General features: G+C 59.5%; 24 protein-coding genes and 1 tRNA gene. 15 read left to right on the top strand and 10 right to left on the bottom strand.

All coding sequences use genetic code 11. The features are described from left to right. Positions 1-452: 452 nt before the first annotated feature. Both mutL and ACVWXF_RS03245 read left to right on the top strand, forming a co-directional pair. Positions 453-2,201 carry a DNA mismatch repair endonuclease MutL gene (mutL, locus tag ACVWXF_RS03250; RefSeq protein WP_457473615.1) on the top strand — a complete coding sequence of 583 codons (1,749 nt, stop codon included), beginning with the start codon at positions 453-455 and terminating at the stop codon, positions 2,199-2,201. 36 nt (positions 2,202-2,237) lie between these two features. After that, complete coding sequence (locus ACVWXF_RS03245; RefSeq protein WP_457473614.1) at positions 2,238-3,089, top strand: vitamin K epoxide reductase family protein; 852 nt, start codon at positions 2,238-2,240, stop codon at positions 3,087-3,089. Here ACVWXF_RS03245 and ACVWXF_RS03240 read toward each other — a convergent pair. The 5 genes from ACVWXF_RS03240 to ACVWXF_RS03220 all read right to left on the bottom strand — a co-directional run bounded on the left by ACVWXF_RS03240 (position 3,065) and on the right by ACVWXF_RS03220 (position 8,083). Further along, positions 3,065-4,123 (bottom strand): diguanylate cyclase, encoded by a 1,059-nt coding sequence (locus ACVWXF_RS03240; protein ID WP_457473613.1) that lies wholly within the window; start codon positions 4,121-4,123, stop codon positions 3,065-3,067. The two genes, ACVWXF_RS03245 and ACVWXF_RS03240, sit on opposite strands and share 25 nt — an antisense overlap. Before the next feature lie 76 nt (positions 4,124-4,199). Then, complete coding sequence (gene btpA / locus ACVWXF_RS03235) at positions 4,200-5,087, bottom strand: photosystem I biogenesis protein BtpA (protein ID WP_457473612.1); 888 nt, start codon at positions 5,085-5,087, stop codon at positions 4,200-4,202. A 31-nt stretch (positions 5,088-5,118) separates the two neighbouring features. Further along, entirely contained in the window at positions 5,119-6,264 is a 1,146-nt protein-coding gene (locus ACVWXF_RS03230) for a quinone-dependent dihydroorotate dehydrogenase (RefSeq protein WP_457473611.1), read from the bottom strand. Positions 6,265-6,386: 122 nt separating this feature from the next. Continuing rightward, complete coding sequence (locus ACVWXF_RS03225; protein ID WP_457473610.1) at positions 6,387-7,700, bottom strand: O-antigen ligase family protein; 1,314 nt, start codon at positions 7,698-7,700, stop codon at positions 6,387-6,389. Continuing rightward, a complete protein-coding gene (locus ACVWXF_RS03220; RefSeq protein ID WP_457473618.1) occupies positions 7,700-8,083 on the bottom strand; it encodes a 2Fe-2S iron-sulfur cluster-binding protein in 384 nt (127 codons plus the stop codon). The genes ACVWXF_RS03225 and ACVWXF_RS03220 overlap by 1 nt, the downstream gene beginning before the upstream one ends. Positions 8,084-8,280: 197 nt before the next feature. Here ACVWXF_RS03220 and ACVWXF_RS03215 point away from each other — a divergent pair, with 197 nt between their 5' ends. After that, positions 8,281-8,724 carry a phosphomannose isomerase type II C-terminal cupin domain gene (locus ACVWXF_RS03215; RefSeq protein ID WP_414350977.1) on the top strand — a complete coding sequence of 148 codons (444 nt, stop codon included), beginning with the start codon at positions 8,281-8,283 and terminating at the stop codon, positions 8,722-8,724. Positions 8,725-8,774: 50 nt separating this feature from the next. On the opposite strand, the gene ACVWXF_RS03210 is transcribed toward ACVWXF_RS03215, so the two are convergent. Together ACVWXF_RS03210 and ACVWXF_RS03205 are read right to left on the bottom strand one after the other, a co-directional pair. Further along, entirely contained in the window at positions 8,775-11,156 is a 2,382-nt protein-coding gene (locus ACVWXF_RS03210; RefSeq protein ID WP_457473609.1) for a M48 family metalloprotease, read from the bottom strand. Between the two features lie 201 nt (positions 11,157-11,357). Further along, positions 11,358-11,804: a Fur family transcriptional regulator gene (locus tag ACVWXF_RS03205; protein WP_011433855.1), complete on the bottom strand. Its 447-nt coding sequence runs from the start codon at positions 11,802-11,804 to the stop codon at positions 11,358-11,360. Between the two features lie 399 nt (positions 11,805-12,203). On the opposite strand from ACVWXF_RS03205, the gene ACVWXF_RS03200 reads away from it, so the two are divergent. Both ACVWXF_RS03200 and ACVWXF_RS03195 read left to right on the top strand, forming a co-directional pair. Next, positions 12,204-12,584 (top strand): hypothetical protein, encoded by a 381-nt coding sequence (locus ACVWXF_RS03200; protein WP_457473608.1) that lies wholly within the window; start codon positions 12,204-12,206, stop codon positions 12,582-12,584. 198 nt (positions 12,585-12,782) lie between these two features. Further along, entirely contained in the window at positions 12,783-13,988 is a 1,206-nt protein-coding gene (locus ACVWXF_RS03195) for a D-alanyl-D-alanine carboxypeptidase (protein WP_457473607.1), read from the top strand. Positions 13,989-14,142: 154 nt separating this feature from the next. Here ACVWXF_RS03195 and ACVWXF_RS03190 read toward each other — a convergent pair. After that, positions 14,143-14,215 (bottom strand) — tRNA-Ile (locus ACVWXF_RS03190). 86 nt (positions 14,216-14,301) lie between these two features. Here ACVWXF_RS03190 and ACVWXF_RS03185 point away from each other — a divergent pair. The 10 genes from ACVWXF_RS03185 (at position 14,302) to ACVWXF_RS03140 (ending at position 23,275) form a co-directional block, all read left to right on the top strand. After that, positions 14,302-14,841, top strand: a complete 540-nt coding sequence (locus ACVWXF_RS03185) for a TMEM165/GDT1 family protein (RefSeq protein WP_457473606.1) — start codon at positions 14,302-14,304, stop codon at positions 14,839-14,841. A 57-nt stretch (positions 14,842-14,898) separates the two neighbouring features. Beyond that, complete coding sequence (locus ACVWXF_RS03180; RefSeq protein ID WP_011433859.1) at positions 14,899-15,234, top strand: TMEM165/GDT1 family protein; 336 nt, start codon at positions 14,899-14,901, stop codon at positions 15,232-15,234. 115 nt (positions 15,235-15,349) lie between these two features. Then, positions 15,350-15,499, top strand: coding sequence for a hypothetical protein (locus ACVWXF_RS03175; RefSeq protein WP_011433860.1), 150 nt, complete (start codon positions 15,350-15,352; stop codon positions 15,497-15,499). Positions 15,500-15,597: 98 nt separating this feature from the next. After that, entirely contained in the window at positions 15,598-16,359 is a 762-nt protein-coding gene (gene pyrH, locus ACVWXF_RS03170) for a UMP kinase (RefSeq protein WP_011433861.1), read from the top strand. Between the two features lie 102 nt (positions 16,360-16,461). Continuing rightward, positions 16,462-17,646, top strand: coding sequence for an endolytic transglycosylase MltG (gene mltG, locus ACVWXF_RS03165; protein WP_457473605.1), 1,185 nt, complete (start codon positions 16,462-16,464; stop codon positions 17,644-17,646). A 132-nt stretch (positions 17,647-17,778) separates the two neighbouring features. Further along, positions 17,779-19,032: an RNA-guided endonuclease InsQ/TnpB family protein gene (locus ACVWXF_RS03160; protein ID WP_457473604.1), complete on the top strand. Its 1,254-nt coding sequence runs from the start codon at positions 17,779-17,781 to the stop codon at positions 19,030-19,032. A 24-nt stretch (positions 19,033-19,056) separates the two neighbouring features. Beyond that, the gene (locus tag ACVWXF_RS03155) at positions 19,057-19,530 is read left to right on the top strand and encodes a YqeG family HAD IIIA-type phosphatase (protein ID WP_414329713.1); all 474 of its coding nucleotides are present in this window, start codon (positions 19,057-19,059) and stop codon (positions 19,528-19,530) included. A gap of 450 nt (positions 19,531-19,980) precedes the next feature. After that, the gene (locus ACVWXF_RS03150; RefSeq protein WP_457473603.1) at positions 19,981-20,628 is read left to right on the top strand and encodes a thermonuclease family protein; all 648 of its coding nucleotides are present in this window, start codon (positions 19,981-19,983) and stop codon (positions 20,626-20,628) included. A 597-nt stretch (positions 20,629-21,225) separates the two neighbouring features. Then, a complete protein-coding gene (locus ACVWXF_RS03145; protein ID WP_011433865.1) occupies positions 21,226-22,176 on the top strand; it encodes a LysR substrate-binding domain-containing protein in 951 nt (316 codons plus the stop codon). A gap of 184 nt (positions 22,177-22,360) precedes the next feature. Further along, the gene (locus ACVWXF_RS03140) at positions 22,361-23,275 is read left to right on the top strand and encodes an alpha/beta fold hydrolase (protein WP_457473602.1); all 915 of its coding nucleotides are present in this window, start codon (positions 22,361-22,363) and stop codon (positions 23,273-23,275) included. Positions 23,276-23,392: 117 nt separating this feature from the next. On the opposite strand, the gene thrC is transcribed toward ACVWXF_RS03140, so the two are convergent. Beyond that, positions 23,393-24,505: a threonine synthase gene (thrC, locus tag ACVWXF_RS03135; protein WP_457384265.1), complete on the bottom strand. Its 1,113-nt coding sequence runs from the start codon at positions 24,503-24,505 to the stop codon at positions 23,393-23,395. 116 nt (positions 24,506-24,621) lie between these two features. Further along, a complete protein-coding gene (locus ACVWXF_RS03130) occupies positions 24,622-26,193 on the bottom strand; it encodes an isochorismate synthase (RefSeq protein WP_457473601.1) in 1,572 nt (523 codons plus the stop codon). Between the last annotated feature and the right edge of the window lie 218 nt (positions 26,194-26,411).

Raw genomic sequence — 26,411 nt, 5'->3', positions numbered from 1 at the left:
GTGAAGACTTCTTTACTACTGATCAATCCATCCTCCTTCCGAAGTTGGTTTGCTAAGTGCTGCTATTGTACCCCTTGAGCCCTTAACAGGCTGTAGCTCTCGGGCCGGAGCTTGCTGTGCTGCCATAATCTCCTCCTTAATGAGAAATTTTACTATTTAAATCATAGTAGAGGCTGATGGCTGGCCTTGGGATTTTAAGGTTTCCTTATGACTGGCCACCCGCTCAGCTCTCTTGTTCTCGAAGTTTCTCGAAGTTCTTGGCGGTTACCGATGGGCAGGAAGGCGGAACCTCAATCCTTCACTTGGCCTGAGGGGAGCCTTGAAGTTAATGAAAACCATTGGCAAGGCGCTGTCCACTGGCAACAGAGGGAGAGAGCTAAGCTAAAGCTCGGCGCTGTTGGCCTTTTGGCGACAAGCTGGCAGGAAGAGAGTCTGCTTTCTCAACTCACTCCATGTCCAAAATCCAACCCCTGAACCCAGAGCGGATCGCCCAGATGGCCGCGGGAGAGGTGATCGACTCGCTGGGGGCTGCTCTGCGAGAATTGCTGGAAAATGCCCTCGATGCTCAGGCCACCCGCATTCAGGTGGAGATCTGGCCCAGCCGCTGGCAGGTGCGGGTGGGGGATAACGGCCACGGGATCCCGGCTTCGGAGCTGGAGCAGGTGGCCCGTCGCCACACCACCAGCAAGTGGGACGGTCGCAGCCTGGGATTTCGTGGGGAAGCCTTGCACAGCCTGGCCCGCTTGGGATCCCTGGCTATCCAAACCCGCCACGCTGACGATGCTCACGGCTGGCTGGCCGCCTACGACCGACAGGGGGAGCTGATCCACAAGCAGCCGGCAGCCACTGCCTTGGGAACGGTGGTCACGGTTGCGGATTTGTTTGCCGACTGGCCTCTGCGCCGTCGGGCCTTGCCCCAAACTCGCCCGCTCCTGACCCTGGTGCAGAATGCAGCCCTAGCCCATCCCTGGGTCAGTTGGCAGGTGCATCAGGAAGGGCAATTGCTGCTCAGCCTCTGGCCGGGAAAATCTCTGCAAGATCTGCTGCTGCAGGTGTTGCCGCAGTTGGATCCCACGGATCTGCGCTATCGGCGGATCCAGGATGGGGATAGCGATTGGGAAGTGGTGCTGGGCCTGCCGGATCGCCTGCATCGCCCCCACCCCGATTGGATCCGTGTGGCCGTAAACGGACGGTTTGTGCAGATGCCCGACTGGCAACGGCTGATCCAGTCGGTTTTTCACCACGCGTTGCCTCGCCACCGTCATCCACTGGTGGTTGTTCACCTGCGCCTGCCCCCAGAGCAGGTGGATTGGAACCGTCATCCTGCCAAAAGCGAGCTCTACCTGGAGAATCTGACGGCCCGCCAGGAGCAGTTGCGCCAACACCTGCACTCCCTTCTGCAATTGGGATCCGGGCAAGCCAGCCGCCGCTCTGTGCATCTGATCCGGGCCAGCGAGGCCAAGGTGGTCTATCGAGTCTCGCCCGATCTCCAGAGCCGTTTTCCTCCCTCTGACCGCCCAACTTCTCTCCTGCCCCCCCTCAAGGCGCTGGCCCAACTGCATCGGACCTACATCTTGGCAGAGCACCCCCAGGGGTTATGGCTGGTGGAGCAACACCTGGCCCACGAGCGAGTTCGCTATGAGTACATCCAGCAGCATTGGCAACTGGTGGCACCGGCGACGCCCGTAACGCTGCAAGGACTATCGCCCCAAGCCCTGGAGCGGTTGGAGCAGTTGGGGCTGGAGCCGGAACCCTTCGGCCCCAATACCCATCTCATTCGACGCCTCCCTTTGGCTTTGGAGTCGGAAGATCCAGAAGAGGTGCAGGGATCCCTGCTAGAGCTCAGCCGTTGTCAAGATGTGCAAGCAGCCCAGGTGGCGGTGGCCTGTCGAGGGGCCTTGCGCAATGGGATCCCGCTGACCTTGGAGCAGATGCAAAAGCTGTTGGAAGCTTGGCAGCGCACCGCCAATCCCCACACTTGCCCTCATGGTCGCCCGGTCTACCTGGCCCTGGCAGAAAAAGATCTGGCCCGTTACTTCCGCCGCCGTTGGGGCCTCTGCGACCGGCCTATCTCCGAGTCCAAACTGGGATCCCTGGGGGAGCTGGATCCGCTGGGAGACAGGTTTGCCGCCCAGGTGCGGCGCTCAAGCGGCTCTTCTGCGTCGGAGCCCACGGACGAGGCCAGTTCTGCCCCACTATAATCGGGGGTGTCCAACTGCTGAAACCCCTGAAACGCCATGGCTTCTTATCTCAAACTCAAAGCCCAAGAAGAGACCTGGCTGCAGCGCCATTCCCGTCTGATCTTGGCGATCCTGGCCGGCCTGGGATCCCTGCTGACGGCCTATCTCACCTACACCAAGCTGACGGAGCAGCCCGCCGCCTTCTGCACTGGGGATGGAGGGTGTGACCTGGTACTCTCCAGCCGTTGGGCAGAGTTTTTGGGGATCCCGACAGCGGCTGTTGGCTTGCTGGGGTTTCTGGGAGTCTTGGCGCTGGCGGTGCTGCCGGATGGGCTCCCATTGGTGAAGCGGTGGCGCTGGCCGGCCCTGTTTGGCTTGGTTTCCGCCATGACCGCCTTTGAGATGTACATGCTTTACCTGATGGTGGCAGTGCTACGGCAATTCTGCATGTACTGCACCACCGCGATCATCTTGGTGGCGGGGCTGGGGCTGGTGACCGTGCTGGGCCACCGCTGGCTGGATGGGGGCAAGCTGGCCTTCAGCTACATTCTCATAGGCTTTCTCACGTTGGTGACCACGATTGGGGTGTACGCCAACCAAGTTCCCCCGCCTAGCCCCCTGGCGGTAGGGTTAGCAGCCCACCTGCGGCAGATCGGCGGCACTATGTACGGGGCCTATTGGTGCCCCCATTGTCAAGACCAAAAGGAGCTGTTCGGATCGGCTTTTGAGCAAGTGCCCTACGTGGAGTGCTCCCCCAACGGCCCCGGCACTCCACAGGCTCGAGAATGTACAGAAGCGGGGATCACCAGCTATCCCACCTGGATCATCAATGGCCGCACCTACACAGGCGTTCGCTCTCTGGAAGCCTTGGCGGTGGCCTCTGGCTATCCGCTGGAAGAGGGCAGATAAACCCCTGGAGTCGGGATGAGGATGTGAACTCGGTTGCGCCCTGCCTGCTTGGCCTGGTAGAGCGCGCTATCCGCCTGCTGCAAGGCAGCTTCCGGCTCCAGGCGGTAGTCTTCGCTGAGCACGACCCCACCGATGCTGATGGTAACAGGCAGGCTGCGCTTGGGGGAGATGTCAATGGGCCGTTTGGCGATAGCCTGCCGCAGAGACTCTGCGTAGCGACCACAGCGAGAGGGGCTAAGTCCGGGCGTAAGGCAAACAAATTCTTCCCCACCATAGCGGTAGAGCAGGCTGGAGGGCCGCAGTTGATTTTGCAGCCGCCCGACGATGGCCTGCAGCACACAGTCGCCAATGTAGTGGCCGTGGCTGTCGTTGATTTGCTTAAAGTGATCTACATCCATCATCAGCAGGCAGAGATAGCGGTAGCGAGCTTCCCCGCGGGCTCCCACCTGCTTGAGCAAATGGGGCAGCGCCTGATCCAGAGCTCGCCGGTTCAACGCCCCGGTCAAGGGATCCGTCAAAGACAAAGACTCCAACAGCTCGTTGCGGGCTCGCAACTGCCGGTTGGCCTGGGCCAAAGCTTGGGTGAGCCGCTGGAGGCGCAGCCCTGCCCGCACCCGCGCTCGCAGCTCCTCGGGATCGACCGGCTTGGTGATGAATTCATCCGCCCCCGCATCCAGCCCCTCTACCCGAGCCTCAACTTCAGAACGGGACGTGAGCAAAATGAAATAGACAAACTGCCCTGCGGCGGATCCCTTGAGACGGCGACAGAACTCTACCCCCGACATCTCAGGCATGACCCAGTCGCAGATCACCATGTCGGGCCACTCGCTCTCTTCCAAGCTTTGCAAGGGATCCCAAGCTGCTCGGGCGCTTTCCCAGCTTTCCACGTAGTACTGAGAGCCTTTGAGAGCATCGACAATATAGCGACGGACTACTGGGTCATCATCGACAACCCAAATGCGGGGAGTCCGGGCCGGAACAGAGCTCCAAAAGGTTTCTTCTGCTGAACCAGAAGGGTGGTACGCAGAATCCAAGCCCTCCAGATCAAGGGATGGCATAGCTAAAGAGGAATCGCCCATTGTAGTCGGATCCCAATCTTAGCGCCAACAGCTAGTTGGAACCAGAACCGGGAGCGGCCAGACAAGCATGGTTGGAGGCCCGCTCACGGAGCGCAAGGTGCAGTGCTTCCACAAACTGCCGCACCCGAATCGGGTCGATCATGGGAAAGGGATCCGAATAGCCTGCCGGCATGCCTGCGGAACGGGAAGACCGCTTCAGAGAACTGGCCACAATTACTCCATCTGCCCGCCGGATCAGGCTGCCGATGTTTTCAGCAGTAGCCCCCGAGCCGATGAGCAGCGGCACCTGAGGAGCAACTTTGCGGGCCAGCTCCAGCTCCTCCAGAAGGGGTGGCTTGCCGGTGGCCCAGCCGGAAAGGATGATGGCATCGGCCAGGCCACGTTCCACCGTGTCGGTAATAGCCGCATCCAGGCTGATGGGACTTAGGGGTTGAGCGTGTTTCACCAGCACATCGGCAAAAATCTTGATATTAGCCCCCAGCTCCCGGCGATAGCGCAGCAGGCGGTGGGCATTCCCCTCGATAATGCCTTGGTCGGTCACCATCGCCCCGCAGAGCACATTCACCCGGATGAACTGCGCCCCCACGCAGGCGGCAATTGCCAGAGCACTGCAGCCATCGTTGCGCAAGACATTGATCCCAACCGGCAGCGAGACCAGGGTTTTCAGCCGCTGGACGATGACGGTCATGGCGCTGACCACCGCTGCGTCCACCCGATCCTTGGCAAAGGGGGCATCGTAAAAGTTCTCGACAAGGATCCCGTCTACCCCTCCTGCAGCCAGGGCAGTAGCTGCCTGTTCTGCCTGAGCGATCACCCATTCCAAGTCCCCCCCCCAACGGGGTGAGGTGGGCAGCGGCAACAAATGAACCACCCCAATGACCGGATGGGGGGTTTTGAAGAGGTGTTGCAGCAGGTTCACCGGCAAGCTTCCTCAGGGATCCCTAACGATCTTACGCCTGGATCTGACCCACAGGGGTATTCTCTGGGGGAAGTGTAACATCAGGGCTGGGGGGAGAAGAGCGGGCCAAGCCTCGGAGCAGTTGTGGCACCATCCCCGGCCCTTCGTAAACCCAGCCGGTATAGATCTGCAGCAAGCTGGCCCCCGCTTCCAGTTTCTCCAAGGCGTCGGCCAAGGTGAAGATGCCCCCCACTCCGATGATGGGCAATTTTCCTTGGGTGGAGCGGTGGATGTAGCGGATGACTTGGGTGGAACGCTCCCGCAAGGGGGCACCGCTGATCCCGCCGGCTTCTGCAAGGATTGGCCTAGACTCCGCTGGTGCGAAGGGGATCCCGTGGCCAGGTAGGAAACGGGTCTTCAGGTTATCGCGGCGCAGGGTGGTGTTGGTGGCCACAATCCCGGCCAGTTGATGGTCTTGGGCCAGCTCCAGGATGCTGTCAATGTCGGGCCAGTCCAGATCGGGGGCGATCTTCACCAGGAGGGGTTTTCGCTTCTGATTTTCCTGCTGTAAGGCAGACAGGATGGGCTCCAGTTGCTCAGCAGCCTGCAGGGATCGCAGCCCCGGCGTGTTGGGGGAGCTGACGTTGACCACAAAGTAGTCCCCCAGCTCCTGGAGCAGCCGGAAGCTGGCCAGGTAATCGGCAGCCGCTTCTTCTAGGGGGGTGATTTTGGCTTTGCCCAGGTTGATTCCGATGGGGATGGGACGTTGCTGTAGCCGACGCAACCGTTCGGCTAGAGCCGCCGCCCCTTGACTGTTAAAGCCCATGCGATTGAGGGCAGCGCGATCTTGGGGCAGTTGAAACAGGCGAGGTTTGGGGTTGCCCGGTTGGGGCTGAGGAGTGACGGTGCCCACCTCTACAAAACCAAATCCTAGGCTGGGCCAGACGCCCAGAGCCAGGCCATCTTTGTCGAAGCCCGCAGCCAACCCAAGGGGATTGGGAAAGGTAAGGCCCCACAGCGACACCGCTAGCCGGGGATCCCGGTAGCAAAACAGTCGCTCCAGAGCCGATAGGATCCCAGTGGCCTGGGTGGTATCGATCCAGTGCAAGGCGCGCAGCAGGGCCATCTTGACCGTTTCTGGATCAGCTCTCAGCCCAGAAAAAAGAAGAGGCCACAGCACATCTCGGTACAGGTTCACCGCAAAGACCCTCTACAGGTAAACTGCCCCTTGGCTGTAGCTTGCTTCCGCGTCGCAAAAATCGGTGAGCAACTGATGGACTCCGGGCTCACTGCCAGCTAAGGGATATCCCATTGCAGCACTCAACGGTAACCTCTCTGGGCTTGCTCTTTGCCGGAGATGGAGTCCCTTTGCCGCTCAAGGCTGGCTCCCCAAACTGCCCCCAACAGCAAGGTTACCAACAGGTGGATGCGGCCATCCAACATCACCACATCCAAAAGCCCTGAGGCAAAAAACGCCGTCAAGGCCAGCAGCATCCCCAACAGGACGCTTTCTTGCGAGCGCCGCCAAGCTTGCCATCCCCGCGCCAAAATCCAGCCCCACAGGATCAGATGGCCCAGCAACAGCGGGATCCCACCCTCGGCTGCCAGGTGTAGGTACAGATTGTGGCAATGGCCCAGCAGCTCCGGCGGCTCCTGAGCATTATAAAGGGCGGCAAAGCTCTGCCAGCCCCAGCCCGTCAAAGGCCGCTCTCGCGCCATCTGCAGGGCAAAGTGCCAGGCATCCAGACGGTTAGCGGTGGAACTAAAATGGAGCGCCTGGGGATCGAAGGTGTCTGCCAGACGGCTCCAAATCAATCGGGGCACTACGGCCCGCCAGCCCGGCCAATCCCAAGCAGCAGCCAAACCAGCCAACCCTATGCCGACCAAGATCCCGATCCCCCACCAACAGCGCCGCAGGGCCAGCCCCATCATCAGCGCCAGCCCCCCCGCTCCCCAGCCGTTGCGAGAGGCTGTCAGCAGCAACAAGAGGGATCCCAGCCCCAGCACAGCTCCCAGCCCTACTGCCTGTGGCCAGTCTCTATCGGCTCGATCCAGCCACAGCCCTGCCGCCAAACACAGGTGGATCACCAGGTAGATGGCCAGCGTATTGGGGGAAGTGAAGGCTGCCGCCGGTCGCTCTCCCCCGGCAACCCCCGTGATCCAAACCGGCCCCAAGAAGAAGTGCCCCTGCCATCCCCACAGCACTTCTCCCCAACCCAAAAGCAGCATCAGCCCGCTGCCCAGCACCAACACCTGGGCCAACCGCCGACGGCCTACAGGATGGAACTCCGTCCCGCTACCGCGAGAGGCCAGCGCATCGGCAAAGGCCGGCAGCATCAACAAAAAAGGCCAGTAGTTGAACATCCCCGGCAGGCTCAGTCGCCAATCCTCCCCCCAAAAGGCCACTCCCACCGCAGCCAGGCTCAGGAGAGCCGCCAGTCCAAATAGAGGATCCCGCAGGATCGCCCCACCATAGCGGGTATAACCCTGGATCGTCCCCACCAAAGCCAACAGCAAGCTGGGGGCCAGATTCACCGGGATCAGCGCCGCTGCTGCCAGCAGCCAGCCCCGCGGTTGAGAGGGCAAGGGATCCGGCGACAGTTGTTGAGACGAAACCGGTGCCGAAGAAGACATCACTCATCCTCGATGGGGATCCCTGGCCTGACCTGCCCCTGGCCGAAGTAGCGCCCAAATTGCAGCTCGTACACCTCATCTTCATCTTGGGTTTCTACCCAGAGCTCCGAGCGGGCATAGCCCACGCACAACAGCCCATACCCCTGCTCCTTCAGCTCCCGCGAGATGCCCATGGCTTCCGGCTGATACAGGGATCCCCGCCGTACCCGCACCGCACAGGTGGTACAGGCGCCATTGCGACAGGCAAAGGGCAGTTGGATCCCTTGGGCCTCGGCGCTGGCCAAAATGTATTGATCCGCCGGCACCTGGATTAGATAGTGAGTGTCCCGTTGGCGGTCATGGATGTGAACCGGGTAAGAAGGGACAGAAGAGGAAGAATGCATGGGGAAGTGGCCTTTTTGCAGAGCAGAAATCTTTTTCATGATTCCACAGGATTTTAACCACTACCCCACCAAACCTGAACCGGCTGGGGATCCCCAGGAGCTGAAGCCGATCTGTTGGTGGGTCTAAAGATAAACAAACAGACCCCGAGTTGGTTGTTGAGATAAGCTACAGGTAGGCCTCCCAAGGAGAGCATCCCATGCTGGAAACCCCCAATGCCAATCTGGCTTCACTGGAAAAACCTTCGCCTTCCCTCTCTGCCGAAACCCTCAACAAGCTGATCGAGAGCAATGCTGAAAGTCGGCCTTGGGGCAGCTTTACAGTGCTGGAAGAGGGCCCTGGCTACAAAATCAAGCGGATCGTGGTGCTGCCCAAGCATCGCCTCAGCCTGCAGTTGCACTACCATCGCAGCGAACACTGGATCGTCGTTGCCGGCACCGCCAAGGTCACCTGCGGAGATGAAGAAAAGCTCATCACGGCCAACCAATCCACCTACGTGCCCCCTTGCACCAAGCATCGCCTGGAGAACCCTGGCGTCATCCCTCTGGTGATTATCGAGGTGCAAAACGGCCAGTACTTGGGCGAAGACGACATTGTCCGCTTCAGCGACGACTACGCCCGGGTTAACGGTGGGCAAAAGTAGCCAATCCCAATGGCCTAGGCGAGCTCTTCGCTGCTGAGGATCGCGATCCTCTAGAACAGCATCACCAGCAGGGCAACCACTAACAACAGCACAGCCCACATAGCCTGCCAGAAGGGATGGTAGCTGGTGATGAGCTGGCCATGGCGGCTTTGAAAGCGGGCCAGATCCAGGTAAGGGGCCACCCCTCGTCGGAACCACCCCACCGCGGATCCCTCTTGGCCGATTACCCCCCCTGCCTGGCGCGCTCCAAACAGGAAGTTGCCCAGCGGCCCAAAGCGGGAAGCATAGCGCAGGAAGATCATCCCTGTCTCATCCTGGAACTTGAGATCGGAGCCAAAGCGATAGCCCGGATCCCCCCGCCCGATCACCCGCCCCTCCAACTGCATCGGCAACCCGCGCAAGGGGCTGGCGTAGGGATTGCTCATGGCCTTCAACACGGTCAACGCTGGCGGGTTTTCTAAGCTGGGGTACATCACTGTCATCTTCAGCAGCAGGCCCAAGCCCACCCCCATCAGGATCAGCCCGGCAAACATTTCATAGAAGCCCATCCGCAAAGTCGGGATCCCGAGCAGCGCCCCCGCGATTGCCCCCAGCCACTCGGCGTTCAACAGCAGTATATCCAGCAGAAAGTTCCCGTAGAGCTGTTGCCGGTTGAGCTGCTTGCCCTGGGCAACCACGCTGGCCATGTCGAATTCCACCGGCAGATCCAGTTGCTCCGCATAGGTGCTCAGCGCCCGCACCCGTTTGCCCGTGAGGGGATGGGTGGAGTTCAGCTCCATCCACCAGGCCCAAGGGTTAAACAGATCCCACAAAAATACCCTGCCCACCTGGCCGGGATCCGAGGCAACCCGGTAGGCCGTCCCCGCCGTAACAGCCGCCTTGGCATCGTAGATCCCCAAAGCCCGCGTTCCTTCCAGCAGGCGAGCACTGCGCTGTCGGGTTTCCTCATCCCGCTCCCGCTCTCCCTCTTGCACAATGCCGTAGGCAATTTTCACCAAAGCCCGCGAGAGCCCATTGGGGTTGCCGGTGGTTTCGGCAGCAAAGTGGTCGGCAAAGTACTCCCGCACCCGCGACAGATACAGCAACAAGTAGGAGCCGGCCACATAGAAAAAGTAGGCGACCAAGGCCAGGGAGCGGAGGCTGCCCCTTTTGCCGTTGTCGCGCGCATCCCGCATGTAGACGTAAAGAAGGTAGAGAATCTGCACCAGCGTGGAAGCCAGGGTCATGACGGCGAAATCCCAGTGGATCACATGCCCCAGCTCGTGGGCATAGACCGTAGCCACCTCTTCATCTTCCAAGTAGGTGAACAACCCTTCGCTGACGACGATGCGGGCCGTATCCGGCAGGCTGCCGTAGGTGAAGGCGGTGGGGTTTTGGTCGCGGATCAGCCCCAGCTTCGGCTGCTTCAGCTTGTACTGGCGGCAGACCCGTTGAATCACCTCTGCACTCTCTGGGCTGCGACGCCCAATTTCCGCCAAGCTCACCCACTCGGTGCCATAGAGGCTGTGCTGGATCCAGTCCATCAGCCAAGGGGACAAAAAGAAGATCAGGGCATTGAAGGCGAGGGTGAGCAGAATGGCGAAGATGAAAGAGCCCAGAGAGAATCCCCCCTCTAAGCTGCCCAAGACGGTCAGGAAAAGCACAAACACCATACCGAACAGCAGGCTCAGGGTCACACCTGAGGCCGCCGTCAGGTTGCCGGCAAAGCTGGCCAACATTAGCGAGACCCCCACCTGAGGCGCGCGGTAGCTGCGCTTGGTTTGTCCGGTTTTGAGACCTGAGGTGGCGGGATCCAATTCCGCTAGGGTGCGGCTGGGGTTGAAGCAATAGCGGCTCAGCCAAACGCTCAGTAGACGCAGCTCGTGGGGATTCAGGCTTTTCAGAGGCTCCAGCCACAGGGCTGCCTCCACCGACAGCATCACCGTCGAGACGGTGCTGGGATTGCGAAACAAGGTGGGCAAGAGGGGCAGAACCTCCTGTTTTTGCCCAGAAGTGAGGCTGTGAAAACCCAAAACCGCCTGGCGGAGCAAACCAGGCGGCTGAGGAAGGTCGGCAGTAAGCAACTGGCGATCGCTGACAAAGCAGTAGCGGCTTAGATCCAGACTCTCTGAGAACTCCATCCCGGGATCCACCTTGTCTGTCGCCGGCTCCGGATCCAGCCTCACCTGAGTTTTCCAGTCGGCAGCCTGCTGGCCCATGGGGCGGCTGTAGAGGGCCAACCGTTTGACTTGGGGGTAGCGAGTGGGAATCGCCTTCTGGAACCAGGCCGTCAACTCCTCATAGTTGAGAGCAAGGCCGGCAGGGCGGTTGATCATAATGACGAGGGCATAAGCCTTGGGACTCTCCTGGAGCGGTTGGGCTTTGGCCTGTAACCTAAGGCGGGGATTGGCCAGCGCCTGCTCCAGCCACTGCACCACTTCCTGTTCGTTCATGGCCCTCTCCCGGATCTAGTGGGGTGAAGAAGATCAACTATTCATCAATCATTCAACTGTTGCCTCGGTTGCCGACTGCCGATTGGCCTCACGGGAGCTATTCTGGCATTTCCTCCCGTTGACGGGATCCCCATCCTTCCCCAGCCCAGTACGGTTCCCCTGCTGGGAAAGCATGAGAACCTGAGCTTTGGGAATTTTTGGCTACAAAATCGAGCGCTGCCCTTCTGGGCTGATACCAATAATGGTGAGCTGGCAATCCAACACTTTGAAACCGTACTTTTCTGCCACCTTCTGGGTGATGTTAAGAATGGCGTTGTTTTTGAACTCGATCACCTTGTTGGTCTTGACGCACACCAGATGGTGGTGGTGGTGGGGGGCCGGCTGGTTGATCTCGTAATGTTTGTGCCCTTCGGTCAGTTCCAGTTCTCGCAAAATGCCCATGCGGGACATCAGCTTGACGGTGCGGTAAATGGTGGAAAGGCTAATGTTGTGGCCTTCTTCCCGCAACTTTTTGTGCAACTCCTCCGCGCTCAGATGCGTGCCCTCAGGCAAGTTTTGAAACGTTTGCAGGATGATCTCCCGCTGCCGAGTGGCTCGCCAGCCTTTGGCATTGAGCTCTGCCTTGAACGCCTCTTCGGTGTAGACCATGATGCCGCCCCTCCGCTGTTGGGCAACGTCGCCGTAACAGTCAATAAGTTCTGTAATTGATAATAACTTCATTTATGACGACACCACCCGACTTGGTTGCTGAAGACTGGTTGCTGAAGACATTGTTCAGGCTCAATGGACAGGCTCAATGGACAGGCTCAATAGGAGAGGCCCAATAGAACAGGGACGCAACTGAGGCGCATGGGCTGCCGGGAGAGCCTCGGGAAGGGTGCGGGAAACCCAATCCCTCATCCATCCGGGATGAGCTAGCCTACAGAGCAGAGCCATGTGGCGGACTGTTTCTGGTGTTCGGGCGCGCCTAGGCTAACATACTCAAGAAAAGGCCCGCGGCATCCTGACAGCGTTGGCAAGCGTAGTGATCGGGGAAGGAAAACGAAAATGCGGTTTGAGCAGCCCAAAACCTATTCCATTTCTCTGGGTGGCTGGGGGTTCTGGCTGGGATCCCTGGCGTTGGCAGCTTTGCTGACCAGTATCGGGCTGGGGTGGCTGGTCGCCGGATTGGTGGCCCTGTTGCTGCTTTTGCTGTCCTTGCCGGTGTTGGTGCTCCTGGCCTTTCGCTGGTGGGCGCGCCGCTGGATTACCACCGATCGCTGCCCGGTGTGTGGGTCAGAATCGCAAGCCATTGAGGGCAGCCATTTCTTTTGCCCCAATTGTGGAGAGCCGCTGTTTGTTGCAGACGGACGTTTTTATCGGCAAACGCCCCCCGGCACCATCGATGTAGAGCCTGTGGAAGAGGGTGGCTGGGAATTGACGAGCTGATGCCCCCTCGGTTGCCGGGATGTTTAGAGGGTGTTTTCCGTGAAAAGTGCTATGCCTGCGGCACCCCATGGTGCTACACAACACTGTTGCTCCGCAACGCTGACGCCACGGCACGAACAACATCTGTGGGGCTGGCCCGGTAGGCGGCTGGTTTCGAGCTGGGTTGGGCTGTTCTCGGCGGCAATTCTGTTGCTGGGTTTGTCTCCCACTTCTCAGGCGACGGAGCAGGGATCCCTGCAACCTCAGGTGGAAACTTATCTGGCTCAGTTGGCCGGTCGGGGGTTTTCGCCCACAGCTCAGGGGGTTTGGCTGCAGATGGAGGATCCTTCGCCTCAGCGGGACAGAATCCTTGTTTTGGGACAGCATCAGGGATCCACACCCTTGCCGGCTGCTTCTTTGACCAAGGTGGCAACGACCCTGGCCGCTTTGCAGCACTTTGGCCCGCAGCACCGCTTTGTTACCACCTGGCTGGCCACTGGCCCCTTAACTGCTGAGGGAGTTCTACAGGGGGATCTCTGGGTTCTGGGGGGGGAGGATCCCTTGTTCGTCTGGGAGGAAGCCTTCTCCGTCGGCAACCTGCTCAATGCCTATGGGATCCGCCAGGTGCGCGGGGATCTGGTGGTGGTGGGCCGCTTTTACATGAACTTTTCCCGGGATGTGGCGCAATCGGGATCCCTGTTGCGGCAGGGGCTGGATGGGCGGCGTTGGCCACCAGAAGCGGAGGTCCAATTTTCAACCCTGCCCCCCGGCACACCCAGACCGCAGGTGGAGATCTTGGGTTCGGTGCGGGTTGCCCAGCAGATCCCGCCTGCCGCCCAGGTTTTGCTCAGACATGAGTCCCCCCCCCTCATTCACCTGGTCAAGCTGATGAACCTCTACAGCAACAACTCCATGGCCGAGATGTTGGCCGATGCGGTGGGGGGAGCAGACCAAGTGGCCCAAATCGCCCGGGCCATCGCCGGGATCCCGCCCGAAGAGCTGCAACTGATCAACGGCTCCGGGTTGGGGGTGGAAAACCGCATTTCTCCGCGGGCCAATGTAGCTTTGCTTCGAGCGATCCAATCTCTTCTGGAGGAGCAGGGGCTCTCTCTTGCCGATGCTTTTGCCGTCGTCGGCCAGGATGTGGGGGTGTTGGAACGGCGGCTGTTACCGGGGATCCTAATTGCCAAGTCGGGCACCTTGAGGAGCGTCAGCACCTTGGCGGGTGTATTGCCAACCGAGCAGGGGGACATCTGGTTTGCCCTGATGAATGTCGGATCCGATCTGGTCGGCTTTCGCACCCAGCAGGGACAATTCCTCAGCCGCCTCCAATCCCAATGGGGATCCCCTGCCACCTTGCCTGAGCGTTGGATCCCTCGCTCTGGGGATACGGGATCCCGCACGGAGCTGAACCCCCGTCTTTGAAACTGTGCCCAACCGGTTCTCTCTCAGCCCAGAGTGACCTCGGTCGCGTTAGCGGAACGCAGTCCTATGTCCGCCCTCCCAGTTTGGGAATTGAGATCGACTTGGCCCGCTGTCAACAGCCCTCAACCCAGAAACCTCGTCCAGCAATTCCCGATGGGGCGTACAGGGATCGAACCTGTGTAAGGCAAATTATGAGTTTGCTGCCTAAACCGCTCGGCCAACGCCCCTGATTCTTTTACTCTAGCGCCCTTGTCTCCTCCAGAAGCGGCTGAAAACAGGATAAGCTGCATGTCGGTGGTTAGGGTCTGACGCCATGGCTTCGCCGCGTTCTTGGCAGGGGCAAATGGCCCTGGGCTTGGGGCTGATTGTTTTGTCCTCGGCTCTCTGTTTCGGTTTCTTGGCCGTTGGGCAGCACTATCTCTACGGGGATGGATCCGCTGTGGATTTCCAGCCTGCCGGGGAGAGTTTGGCCTTGTCTTCCGCCCCCGAGATTGGACTTCCGACGACACCGCCCCTCCCTAACCCCCCCTCTTCCGACGGCAATCTCCCAGAGGGATCCCCGCTGCAGCTCTGGCTTGTTACTTTTTTAACCGTGTTTGTGGCGGAAATGGGCGACAAAACCCAGTTGGCAACCTTGCTCATGAGTGCCCAATCCCAATCGCCTTGGGCGATCTTTTTCGGTTCCGCCAGTGCCTTGGTGACCGCCAGTTTTTTCAGCGTGGTGCTGGGAGAAGGTCTGGGCCAAGTCATTCCCCCGGGCTGGCTACAATGGTTGGCGGGTGCAGGGTTCCTGATGATCGGGGGCTATGTATTATGGCAGGAGTGGCGGGGGAACAAGCTCCCAGAGGGCTAGCCTCCCTGAGCAGCCGATGCCAACCCGGCAGGACAGAGTGGAGAACAACCGAGGAACGTGTTGATCCAAGACAACGACAGCCGAACCCCGTCTTTTTTGCTGCGGCAAATGGCCGGACGGGCCGCCCTAGTGAGCTTTGGCTCGATTCTGCTGGCCGAAATGGGCGATAAAACCCAATTGGCGACCCTGCTCCTCAGTGCCCGCTCGCAAAACGCTGGGGTAATCTTTTTGGGCGCTGCTGCTGCTTTGATCAGCACCAGCCTAATTGGGGTGTGGGCAGGAGCTTGGGTGGCCCGCCTGATCCCACCTCGCTGGATCAAAACCCTGGCAGGCGTGGGGTTTGTTGTGATGGGCCTAGTCTTGTTGTGGGGATCCCTGCCCATAGCCGGCTGAGCAGAGGGCTTCAGGATGGCTTCGGCAAAGCGTGATAGGATTAAGAGCGCCTCACTTTGACACTTCAAACTGAGGACCTTCACTTGAGTCCGGACAACCGGTCAGGAAAACCAGCATGGCCAAAAAACGCAATCTGAAGCGGGAAAAAGCCGAGCGCAACCGCGAATATGCCAAACAGTTCCAAAAGAGTCGTGCTCGCAATGGCCGCCGCTTCCGTTCTGCCCCCCGCGACAACGAGGCCAGCGCTGGCGAAGAACAGCAGTAAGGTTGTTTTTGTCGAGATGCTCTGTCGGTCAATCCTGTGAGCGGAGCTAGTTCAACAAACCTGCTATCGTATGCAGGGGTGGGCCGGAGCGGATAAGCATGAAATATCGACGGATTCTACTGAAGTTGAGTGGTGAAGCCCTGATGGGGGAGCGCCCCTACGGGATCGACCCCGAGGTCTTGAAGTCCATTGCCGGCGAAGTGGCCTCAGTGGTACGGGCCGGTGTGCAAGTGGCGATTGTGGTGGGAGGGGGTAACATCTGGCGCGGGCGCAAAGAGGCGGCTGCCCAAGGGATGGATCAGGCTTCTGCCGACTACGTAGGGATGCTGGCCACCGTCATCAACGCCTTAACCCTGCAGGATGCCATCGAGCGAGCCGGGATCCCCACCCGGGTGCAGACGGCCATCGCCATGCAAGAGGTGGCAGAGCCCTACATTCGTCGCCGCGCCATTCGTCACCTGGAAAAGGGGCGGGTGGTGATTTTTGGGGCAGGATCTGGCAACCCCTTCTTCACCACCGATACCACTGCGGCCTTGCGGGCGGCGGAGATCGATGCCGAGGTGATTTTCAAAGCCACCAAGGTGGACGGAGTTTACGATGCGGATCCCAAGACTCACCCTCAGGCCCGCCGCTACGATGTCCTCAGCTATCAGGATGTGCTGAACCGCGATCTGCGGGTTATGGACAGCACCGCCATCGCCCTCTGCAAGGAAAATCAATTGCCCATCGTGGTCTTTGACCTGACTACCCCTGGCAATATTTATCGAGTGGTGCAGGGAGAACCCATCGGCACTTGGATCGGACAGCGGACGGTCGAGAACAACGGGATCCCCAGCCCAGGAGAGTTGATCCCAAGTTAGGGGGGAAATCGGCCTTGAGAGTCCGGCGACGCCCCAGCCAGGATTGAGTCCGAAGGATAGCCTGGCTCAAGGGTGTGCTCAGGCCGTTTGGAGGGAAAGGCAATGACAGATCAGGTTCAGCATTCGGCCCAAAAGGATCCCGTCTTGCCCAAATGCTCTGCTGCCCAAGGCGCTATACCCAGGTCACCCCATGTTGCTACGCAACGCTTACGCGAACGCTGGGGTCGGCGTCTTTTGCAGAGCTTGATTTTCCTGTTGGTTCTGGTCGGGGGATTGGGCTACTGGCAGTGGCAGACCTGGCTCCAGCCGGTGGGCGGCCCAGAACCGATCCAAGTAACAATCCAGCCGGGCAGCAGCAACCGTCTGATCGGGCAAAAACTGCGCCAAGCAGGGGTGATTCGCTCAGCTCTGGCTTGGGAGCTGTGGAGCCGCACCTTCGGGCGCGACTGGGTGTTTCAGGCGGGCACCTACGCTTTGGATCCCAACCAGGACATGCTGGCCGTGGCCCAGCAACTGCGGCAGGGAAGGATCCTGCAAAGACGTCTGACCATCCCGGAGGGTTGGCGCATCGAGCAAATGGCAGAGGCTCTGGCCCAGCGCAACTGGCTGGCAGCCGATGCCTTCATTGCCGTGACCCGGGTGATTCCCCCCCTCGATTGGCTGCCCCCCCACTTGAGCTCTCTAGAAGGCTACCTGTTCCCAGACACCTATCTTTTCCCCATCGAACAGGTGGAGGGATCCCTGCCGGATCAAGAAAAGGCCCAAATAGTGGTCAACGCCATGCTGCAGCGATTTGTCGCGGTGGCCCTGCCCCTGTTCCGCCAACATACCCCTTCCCTGTCTCTGCACGAGTGGGTCACCTTGGCCAGCATTGTGGAGCGGGAGGCCGTGGTGCCGGAAGAACGCGCTTTGATTGCAGGTGTCTTTCTGAACCGGCTTAAGAAAGGGATCCCCCTGGGAGCCGATCCGACGGTGGAATATGCCTTGAATATCCGGCAAACCCCAGATCGCCGCCTCACCCTTGCGGAGGTGCGTACCCCCTCTCCCTACAACACCTACCTCAACCCGGGTTTGCCCCCCGGCCCCATCGCCAGCCCGGGCTTGGCCAGCTTAAAAGCCGTTTTGCAGCCTGAGCAAACCGACTATCTCTACTTTGTGGCCCGCTACGATGGCACCCACGTTTTCAGCAAAACCCTAGCAGAGCACGAGGCAGCCCAATTGCAAATTATTCAAGAGCGTCGGCAAGCTGCCCAGGGATCCCACCATAGTCCTCAACCAAGTCCTTAGCCGAGGAGGGCTGACAGCAGTAGGCCGAAAACCTTACAGTAGTCAACATTGGCTACCTAAAGCTGGAAGAGGCTGGTGAGCGCCAAGCCAAAAGTTGCACGAAACTCATGGACGCTTTGCGGTGTGGCGGACATGTTACTGGGCTTCCAAACACAACTCATCCTCAACCACAAGCAAACAACTCTAGCAGCTCAACATGCTGGGGTAGCCCGCCACGCCTACAACTGGGGCCTAGAGGTCTGTCGGCAAGCCCTGGAGAACCAGCAAAAACTCCCCACCGCCATTGACCTGCACAAGCGCCTGGTAGCTGAAGTGAAGCAAGCGCATCCCTGGTACTACCAGGTCTCCAAATGCGCCCCTCAGCAGGCACTCCGCAACCTGGAGCAGGCCCTTAAGCGCTGGCGCAAGGGGCTAGGTCAGTTTCCCCGCTTCAAGCGCAAGGGGGTGCAGGACAGCTTTTACCTAGAAGGCAGCATCCGCATTTCTGGCAACCGCATCAAGGTGCCCATATTTGGTTGGCTGCGCTGTGCAGAGCTGCTTCCGGCGACCACGCCCAAGAATGTGGTTGTCAGCTTGAGAGCCGGATATTGGTACATCTCCTTCAAGTACGAAGCTCCAACACTCCAGGCGGAGAAGACCGGAGAGGTGGTGGGAGTGGACTTAGGTATCCATCACCTGGCCACCTGCTCCGACGGGGAAGTATTCGCAAATCCAAAGCCCTACCGCAAGGCGAGGAAGCGTTTGGTTAGGCTACAACGGCGGCTGAGCCGCAAGCAGAAAGGCTCTGCCAACCGCAAGAAGGCAGTGGTGCAGTTGGGCAAAGCTCACAAGCGGGTGGCAGACATAAGGACTCCGTCCCGCTTACGCGATCGGCAAGACAGTCTGCACAAGCTGACGACTTACCTGGCCAAGAAATACCGAGTGGTGGTGATAGAGGACTTGCAGGTGAGGAACCTGCTCAAGAACCGCAAACTGGCGGGATCCCTGTCAGACTGTGGGTTCTACGAGTTGAGGACTCCGTCCCGCTATCGCGAACGGCGACAGCTAGAGTACAAGGCCCGGCTCTACGGCTGTCAGGTGGTGGTGGCGGATAGGTTTTATCCGTCCAGCCAACTGTGTTCAGGGTGTGGGCACCGACAGAAGATGCCACTGCAGGAAAGGGTGTTTTGCTGCCCGTGTTGTGGTCTGGAGCTAGACCGCGACTTGAATGCAGCCCTAAACCTGTTGCGGTGGTACAGAACTACCCCAAGCTCTGGGGGAAGTGACGCCTGTGGAGACTCCTCTGGCGGGGTGGTGGGGGTGAACTCTGCCGCTAGTCATGGGTCGCTGAAGCAGGAAGGAAGCAGAAGCGCGGCAGGCACTGAACACTCTGGCAGTGTTTGTTAGCGTTTCGTAGGTCTTTCGGAGCGGATGGTACACAAACCTTGGTTCAAGCTCCTGCAACCGGATCTGGTGGTGGCCGGCACTGTCTTAAAGTTGCGGGCAGAAGACCTGTGGGCCTGGCAGGTAAAAGGCATCATCTTTGACGTAGACGGTACACTGGTGCCGAGCCGACAGGTTGAGGTGGATCCCGCTGTGGCTGCTTGGCTGGAGCAGTTGCGTCCGCACTTTCAAATTTGGCTGGTGAGCAACAACCTCAATCGCAGCCGCATCCAACAAATCGGAGAAAGCCTGAACCTGCCCTACATTCACCGCGCTGGGAAACCCTCACGGCGGGCCTTGCGGCGGGCCGTAGCCCAGATGGGCTTGCCGGTAGAAGCAGTGGCTATGGTGGGAGACCGCCTGTTGACGGATATTTTGGCGGGCAATCGACTGGGGTTGGTAACCGTGCTGGTCAACTCCCTCTTGTCCGAAGCAGTCGAAAAGAACCCTGCTACCCTCTAGGGGCTGCGCTTTTGAGAGATTTGAGAGTTGGACAACTGTAATTGTTTCAAACTGAATTGAAAAGGTTTCCAAGCACTCCCCCTTTCCTTCGCAAAGAGAGAAGACCAAAAGACAATCCTGCTGCTCGGAAGGACTTAGTCACTTCAGTTTAGGGTGAGACGCCTGGGCAGCTGAGAAAAGCCCTGTGGCCCCATGCATGTTTCATGCATGTTTTAGGTGTGGGTACAGTGTCCCAGTTTGAATCGAAATGACCAACCACAGGTTGTCAGCGCTGACAACTGCTGACCGGATGGGTAGCACATCTAAAAATCAAGACAAAAATCGAGAGAGATTTTCCAGACCTGACCCATCTGCCCCAATTTTTTGTAGAGTGACGGCAGGTGAGCCGGATCCCGCGTTGAAGCCCAGTAGGCGGCGGTGTGAGGGCGGTGTGAGATCCAAAGGTCAAGCATGCGAACCATCCCTATTGTCAAGTCCGCCATGCAACGGCTAAAGTCCATGCTGCAAAAATCCCTGCGTTCTGCTCCGACTTCCCCCCGCTCCAGATCCCTGCTGGCACCCAATGGACGGAGCCTGATCAAGCTGGGCAGCTTTCTGGCCTTGCCTTTGATATTCTCGACATCACCCGCTTGGGCTTTAACATTGGTGGCGCGTCCGGATCTGCGCGACCTCAAACGTGCAACCGTGTTTCGGGTGGTCAACTACAACACCCTGGTTGTTCAGCTTGAAGGGGATTTGGATTTGCGGCTGGTGCAACTGATCGGGATCGATCCCTTGCCTGACCCGATCAACCCCAACTGGACAGAGTTGCGCGGACAAACCCCTCTGGCAGTTTACAATGCCGGCCAATATCTGCAGACTGCTCTGCTGGGACGTGAGGTGTTTTTGGAGTTGGATCCTGCCCTAGCCCCTGCTCCCACCTTGCCTGCCTACGTTTGGCAAGCCAATACCCTCATCAACCAGGAAATGCTGTTTTTGGGGCATGGCCTGTTGTCGCCACAAACCGATGGCTTGAAGTACGGCCCCATTCTTACTGAAGCTGCCGATGCAGCCAAAAGACAAGGACGCGGCTATTGGACAACCTACGGCCCTCGCTAGAGACCAAGCCAAACCCAGAGCTGGAATTGCCGGCCTGTTTGTTGAGAATAATCTCAACAGCCATCTTCCGCCGGTCGGTGAGAGCATGACTCTAGTCAATAATAAGCTCAACTATACTGGAAATAATGTATAATATGTTCAGTACGGATTACTACCAGTTGATCTTTCTGTTTACTTTCGAGTCTGCCAACATGGTAGCCAAAGCAAAGCAGAAAATTGGTAGTAAGACGACACGGAAACTGCGCTTTGGGTATTCTACTCAAAGCTTTGCGGGATACCGCCATTCTGTTTGGAAACAAACAGAATGCTATCGCTGCATAGTTGAACAGTGATGTTCAGCAGTGTTCAGCGTAAATGTATCAGGTAGGTATTGTGGGCATAGCTGCTCCGAATGGCAGAGAAACAGCCCGAAGATTCTGAGCTCTCCTCTCCACTCTTGGCTGGTCACCCCCCAGAGCCGAGCTGCCGGGAAAGGGTTGAACCGTTCTCTTGGGATTTCTCGCTTGTTTATGATGATCTCGTGTGGGTTTCCAAACGCGGGCTGCCCAGCTTTTCAGGGAAACGTAAGGGATCCCACTGTGGGGTTTGGAGTTCCCTATGGCGGATGAGTTGCCGTTTACTCTAGATCAGCTCCTCATCGTGCGGGCAATTGCCCAGCAGGGTAGTTTTCGCCGTGCTGCCGATAGCCTGTTTGTCTCCCAGCCTGCCGTCAGCTTGCAAGTACAGAACCTGGAGCGACAGTTGGGAGTGGTGCTGTTCGACCGCAGTGGGCGCAAGGTGGAGCTGACGGATGCCGGGAAAGTGGTGCTGCAGTACAGCGAGCGCATCCTCAAGCTGTGCCGTGAGGCCGTCGAGGCCCTAGCGGATTTGCAGAAAATGGAGGGGGGGCATCTGGTTCTGGGGGCCAGCCAAACGGTGGGCACCTATGTCATGCCTTCTTTGATCGCGCAATATCACCGCCGCTACCCACAAATTTCCGTGCAGCTCTTGGTGCAATCCACGCGGCGAATTGCCCAGAAGTTGGTGGACGGCCAATTGGACGTGGCCATTGTTGGCGGGGAGATCCCCTTTGAGCTGCAGCGGCACTTGAAGGTGATGGCTCTGGCGGAAGATGAATATGTGTTGGTCGGTGCCCCCGGCTGTGCCATCGACTCTCCTGCGCTTGTGGATCTGCTGGCTTTGCCCTTCATCACCTTGGATCCCCAGTCGTCCACCCGGCAAACCATCGATCGGGTACTGAACCGCCACGGCATTAACCCGGCCCAATTGAACGTGCGGCTGGAACTCAGCTCGATTGAAGCGATCAAAAATGCTGTCCAGGCGGGTTTGGGGGTGGCCTTTTTGTCTACGGTGGCAGTGGGATCCGATGTGGAACAGGGGCGGTTCCGGAAGCTGGCGGTGGAAGGGCTACAGATACGGCGTACCCTCTGGCTGGCTTTTAACCCGGAGCGCTATCAATCGCAGGCAGCCACCCGCTTCCTCCAAGGGCTGCTGACCCGCCAAGACTGGCTGAAAACTCCCCCGCCCCATTTGCAGTTGATCGGCTAAGTTGCGATGCGTTACGGCCTTTTCCGAGTTGATGGGATCCCAGGTAGATTCCGGTGGATTGAGCAGGATCCCTGTTCAAAGAGATACGAGAGATATTTCCGTATAGGTGCATTCGCTGTAGCCAATGCTGCTCCGGAAGAAACTGCATCTGCTGAATCTGTCTGTGTCTACTGACCCCAAGCCGATGACCAGGCAAACGCTGTTGGAACGACTCCCCCTGGCCCAGCGCTTGGCGGAGTTACAGGCCCGCGTTCAAGAGATCCCGCTGCACAGGGTGGAATTGAAAGGGCTGAGCATCGCAGGGGCAGAGTCCTGTTGGGCTGCCTATCGAGACTGGGGAAAGGGGATCCCACTGCTGTTTCTGCATGGCTTTATGGCCACTCATGCCAACTGGTGGCCGCTGATGCAAGGGTTGGGAGACGAATATCGCTGCATTGCCTTAGATTTGCTGGGGTTCGGGCAGTCTGGCCAACCGGCCTTGCACTACGACATCGCTGCAGAAGTAGAGTTTGTGCGCGGATTTGTCCAAAGGCTGGGCCTAGCTGCTCCGGTTTTGGTGGGCCATTCCTTTGGGGGATGGGTGGCGGCAGCTTACGCCGTGCGGTATCCGCTGCGGGGGTTGGTTTTGTTGGCTCCTGCCGGGATCCGCGACGACAGCTTTGTGAGACGCTACAACCATTTGCGGCCCTTGCTCTGGGAAAGCGCTTGGGTGGATTGGCTGTTGCGGGCGATCGCTCCGCTGGCCCGCTGGTGGCATTGGGAAGACAAGCTGGCCCAGCTCTTGTGGTTGCGGGGATCCCTGCGTCAGCAGCCGGTCGCTCGGCAATTTCTCCGACAACGTCTGCGCCCACAAGCTGCCGTCGATACGGTTGAACGTTATCTCAACTACATTCAGGCCCCCACCCTGGTGATCGCCGCTGAACAGGACGACACCATTCCCCTCTGGCACTGCCAAACCTATGCCGAAGGGATCCCTGGGGCTCAGCTCAAGATCCTGGCCGGGGCCGGCCACGCCATCCCTGCCTTGCATGGGGAACAAGTGCTGCCCCTAATTCGGGAATTTCTCGACACAGCCCTTTCCGCACAATGCGGGCTTTGAGCTGGGGCTGTAGCGTATGGCCGAGAGAGGAATGCCGCTTGCCAGATGGCGATGCCCGATAGGCGACGGAGCGCCGCCCAAGGGGAACGCCTGACCCTAACCAGCGGGCGGTTTCTGCTAGAAACCCATCAGACGAGCAACAGCGGACAGCTCAGGGACAACGCCGGTGTGGATAGGAGCGGATCCCTGGTGGCTGGCCGTGTCCGGATCCTTAAGGCCATTGCCCGTCAGCACGCACACCACCTGTGCTCCAGCAGGCACCTGCTCTCGCCATTTCAGCAATCCTGCCACCGAGGCCGCGCTGGCCGGCTCGCAAAAGATCCCTTCTTCGGATGCCAGGAGACGATAGGCTGCCAGAATCTCCTCGTCGGTGACGCTATCCACCTGACCGCCGCTCACCTGCACTGCCGCCTTGGCCTTCACCCAACTGGCAGGATTGCCGATGCGAATGGCCGTGGCCACCGTCTCTGGGTGTTCCACCACCCGGTTCAACACCATGGGGGCAGCACCGGCAGCCTCGAAGCCGTAGAGACGAGGGCGACGGGTAGCCTTGCCCTGCTGGCGGTACTGGCAAAACCCCATCCAATAAGCCGTGATGTTGCCCGCGTTGCCCACCGGAATACAGAGCCAATCGGGGGCATCCCCCAAAGCATCCACCACCTCGAAGGCGGCGGTTTTCTGCCCTTCCAAGCGGAAGCGGTTGACCGAGTTCACCAGGGCCACCGGGTAGGTTTCCGCCAGCTGCCGCACCATAGCCAGCGCTTGGTCGAAGTTGCCTTGAACGGCGATGATCTCCGCCCCGTACATCAGGGTTTGGGCCAGTTTGCCTTTGGCCACGTAGCCATCGGGGATCAGCACATAGGCCCGCAGACCTCCTTTGGCCGCAAAGGCAGCAGCCGCCGCCGAGGTGTTGCCGGTGCTGGCGCAGATGATCGCCTCTGCCCCTGCCTCTTTGGCCTTGGACACGGCCATCGTCATACCCCGATCCTTGAAACTACCGGTGGGGTTGAGGCCCTCCAACTTCAGGTAAACTTGACAGTCTCGCCCCAGCCGTTGGCTCAAAGCCGGGGAAGGCACCAGAGGCGTGTTGCCCTCATGTAGCGTGACCACAGGTGTGCTGGCGCTGACGGGGAGCCATTCCCGATAGTGCTGGATCAGGCCGGGCCAAAGCCCCACTTGCGCGCGGGATCCGGCTATACGAGGGGGATGGGTGGGATTCAGGGTCGCCATGCCGCAGAGGACACCGAGGCTAATCAAAGACCGGCTTTCTCACTGTAGCTGTTCGTGGAGGGGTTCGTATCCACCTCCCGCAGCGGCGGCAGAAACATCTTCCTGATCCCCTCTCTTCAGAAGCTGGGGAGCGGAGGAGCTGCAGGTCGCAAGGCCAGAGCCTGCACCAGAGAGCGCAACTTCAGACGAATCTCGGCCAGCTCTTGCTCTGGGTTGGAGTCAGCCACAATCCCGGCACCGGCATACAAGCGGGCCCAATTCCCCCGAATTAGGGCGGAGCGGATCCCCACCACAAACTCGCCATTGCCCTGTAAGTCTACCCAGCCCAAGGGAGCGGCATAGCTGGAGCGATCAAAGGGTTCCAACCGCTCCAGCCACTGCAGCGCCGCCTGTTGGGGATACCCTCCCACCGCTGCCGTCGGGTGGAGCTGGGCCAGCAGATCGAACAGATGTACATCGGCGGGGAGCTCCGCCTCGATCAAGGTTTGCAGATGCTGGATGTTGGCTAGACGGAGCAGCCGAGGCTGAGGGGAAATGCAGGGATCCATCCCCAACCGACCCAGAGCCTCCCGGATCGAGCGCACCACCCACTGGTGTTCGCGGCGGTCTTTGGGGCTGCGGAGCAGCTCCTCGGCCAGCTGGCGATCCTGGACAGGGGTGGCGCCGCGGGCGGCGGAGCCGGCTAAGGCATCGATCTGCACCCGGCCTTGCCACACGGAAAGCAAGCGCTCCGGGGTGGCCCCCAAGAAAACCTGGGGAAAGGCCCCCTCTTGGACCAGGGGGAGAGGCCTGGCCGGCAAATTCCCCCGAGCATCTGCCTCCAAGGACTTCGGCCCGCTGACGCCAGCGGCAAAGGCAAAGATGCTGCAATCGGGATGATCTGTTTCCAGGTAGGCCAGCAGGGACGGGATTGACGGCGGGACAGGCAAGTGCAGATCCACGGCTTCGGCCAGCACCACTTTCTCCAGGGATCCCGCCTGAATCACCTGCAGGGCTTTTTGGATGCGCGCCAAGAGGGGGGCTTCCTCCAAGTTCACTGGCACAGGAGCTTGCAATTCCCACGAGGGCAAGGGGGATCGAGAAAGGCGCTCCATTTGGGCAAAAAAGGCGGTGATCTGCCCGGCCAAAGCCGCTAGGTCGCTCTCGGGGTCGATTTCCAGATTGAGCCGCGCCACCGCCAGAGATCTCCAGGAGCCTGGTACCTGCAACAGTTGCCAACGTGGCAGCACCAGCGCCGCCCCCCCATCACTCCTGGGGCTGAAACCAAGGCGACAGAAACACAGGGGGCGTTCCTGCCGGCTGTCTGGGAATCTTCCCACTTCCGAGGGCTCCATTCTGCCGACGCAAGCGGTATGGAAATGGGGCTGCAGCTCTTCCACAAAAATCCGCGCCGCCTGCAAGCCCCCTTCTCCCGAGAGATCGACCCGCCGCAGGGATCCCCATCCCAACACCCGCACCCTTTCCCCGTGGGCCTTGTGGGAGAAATAACAGTAGCTCGGGAATCGGTTTGTGGGGAGCGAACCCAGCCTCTGGGCTAGCACCGCCAGCGGATCCAGCTCTGGGATGGGCTGCGACAAGCTGAGGATTTGGGGAACGCCCCGCGCCCGCGCCATCTGTTGGCAGGCGGCTAGGAAGGGATCCCAGTAGCGCCGATTCCCCGTCTCGCCTGTCCAAGCAGAAGTGCGCATCGGCGGCCATGCTCTCGGCCACTCCAGGCACTCAAGCGTACCGTGGGCATTCCGAGGGGAAAGAGAAGAGGTCATGCGAAAGAGCAAAGAGAACGATCCCACCTTGGCCGAAAACAGGACACCTGTCGATGGAGACCGGCAGAAGATGACTTTAGGATAAGAGATTAGGAGAAGGGCCGGCAGCCTGAGCTTCTGGGGGCCAGATCTGAGGAGCTTCT

It is taken from the genome of Thermostichus sp. MS-CIW-40 (assembly GCF_054058315.1).
The sequence above is the reverse complement of the archived record's forward strand: the minus strand, read 5'-3'. Positions and strand labels throughout refer to the sequence as shown.